The 1,992-nt window shown below is 43.3% G+C and carries 2 protein-coding genes and 1 pseudogene; all 3 read left to right on the forward strand.

Annotation, left to right across the window (positions count from 1 at the left end; translation table 11 throughout):
- Positions 1-282 (forward strand): annotated as a pseudogene (locus tag MF4640_RS18610) (DUF159 family protein); the annotation flags it as partial.
- Positions 283-393: 111 nt separating this feature from the next.
- Entirely contained in the window at positions 394-1,020 is a 627-nt protein-coding gene (locus tag MF4640_RS18615) for a LexA family protein (RefSeq protein ID WP_004986501.1), read from the forward strand.
- Between the two features lie 14 nt (positions 1,021-1,034).
- On the forward strand, positions 1,035-1,992 hold a 958-nt coding region (locus MF4640_RS18620), incomplete at its 3' end, for a Y-family DNA polymerase (protein ID WP_078390490.1).

The following is a 1,992-nucleotide window of genomic DNA, read 5'->3' on the forward strand; positions in this document are numbered from 1 at the left end:
GATCAGCCTTTCACGGTTGCAGGGATCTATGATGATGCGGTGATTGATGGCAATAAGGTACGTTCCTTTTCAATGTTGACCATCAATTCGGATCATCACCCCTTCATGAAGCAATTCCATGCACCGATGGATGAAAAACGCTCCATCATCGTTATTCCACAGCAGTACAGAAAAGACTGGCTGACTGCAGATCATGAACACGCGCATGAATATTTTTTTCAAATGCCCGATGAATTCATCACTTTTCCACGCGATAAGCAGAAACAAAACGTCTTATTCTGACGCATCCTTGTTTATCCACAACTTTTTAAATTTGATTTTCAAACGTTGTTAGTAATATCCTATTTAGACAAATTCTACTTCCAAACACGCCTCGTAGCGTAGGAGTATCACATGTCTAAGAAGTTGCCTATCTACTTCTCTGACGACGCATGGTCATCTTTACAAGAGCTCATGGGTCCAGAGGGTAAGCCAAGCCCTACCATCAATACCGTGCTTGAACAAATCGCTGTTCAAAATGAACTGGTTGCGCAGTTAGGGCTTACTGCAGTTCTACCCAAATCCAAAGTCTCAATTCCCGTATCTCTAGAGCGCATCCCTGCAGGTCCAGCCTTTAGTACCAAGGATGAACAAGACAAAGCGCTTGATCTAAATGAGTTCCTGATTCACAACCCGATTTCTACGTTCATTGCTTATGTAGACAGTGAATCCATGCTTGATGCTGGCCTAGAGATTAATGATCCAATCATTATTGATCGCAGTATTGAAGCCAAGCATTACGATATTGTTATTGCCCTGATTGATAACAATGCCTCGACAATTAAGCGGCTGATGATCACCAATAAGATGTCAAAGTCCGAAACCAAAGAGATATTTGGCGATGAAGATTATCCGCTTCCAGAACTTTGGTTGAAGGCTGAAAATCCTAACTACAATCACATCATCCCTGATGACAGTCAGACCATCTCAATCTGGGGTGTGGTGACTTTTAATTTAAAACGTATTTATCACCGCTCATAAAAAGAAGAATAACCATGAAAAGTGAAAATGAAATATTCGCGTTAGTCGACGTGAATAATTGCTACGTCTCGTGTGAACGTGTGTTTAATCCTGCCTTGAATGATCGCCCGACCATCGTGCTCAGCAACAATGATGGCTGTGCGGTGGCCAGAAGCCAAGAAGCGAAAGACCTCGGGATTAAAATGGGTATTCCTGTATTTCAAATTCAGGATCTGATCAAGCAACATGACATTCAGGTGCTATCAAGTAATTTCTCCTTATATGGCGAAATGTCCAAGCGCTTTATGGAGCTGCTTGGGGACTATGTTGCACCAGGAGACCAAGAGGTCTATTCCATTGATGAATGTTTCCTAAAGCTCACAGCTTATGAGCATCTATTTGACCTGACTGAATATGCGCAAGATATGAGGGCTAAAGCTTGGCGTTGGTTAGGACTACCCTGCTGCATTGGAATCGGTCGCTCTAAAACTGAAGCCAAGATTGCCAATCATCTCGCCAAGAAAAACAAGTTTTTCAATGGAGTCTGTAATCTGGTCCATATGGACCCATGCTCTACAGAAACGCTACTCGCACAAGTAGATGTATCCGAAGTTTGGGGCGTTGGCAGGCAGAACTGTAAGAAGCTCAATGCCATGGGTGTTCAATCCGTTCTAGATCTGATCAATGCCAATCCTAAAGAAATCAAAAAGCAGTTCAGTATCGTGATGGAAAAGACGGTGCTTGAGCTACAGGGCCTTTCTTGTATTGACCTGAGTGATGATGCGGTAGCGAAGAAGCAAATCATCAGCAGTCGTTCATATGGGAACCCAGTCTATGAAATGGATGACATCAAAGCATCTGTCCGACTTTATGTTGCTCGAGCCGTAAAGCGAATGCGGGAAGATGGCTCAATCTGCAAAATGATTGGGGTCTATATCCAAACCAGTCGCTTTGATAAGTCCGAGCGCTACTCGCCATATATCGTGGTTCAGA

The sequence above is a fragment of the Acinetobacter sp. MF4640 genome (assembly GCF_002018895.1).
Lineage (GTDB): Bacteria > Pseudomonadota > Gammaproteobacteria > Pseudomonadales > Moraxellaceae > Acinetobacter > Acinetobacter johnsonii.

Bases quoted from the DNA above. Each gene is read 5' to 3' on its own strand.
- MF4640_RS18615 (WP_004986501.1), top strand. From the start codon at position 394: ATGTCTAAGAAGTTGCCTATCTACTTCTCTGACGACGCATGGTCATCT.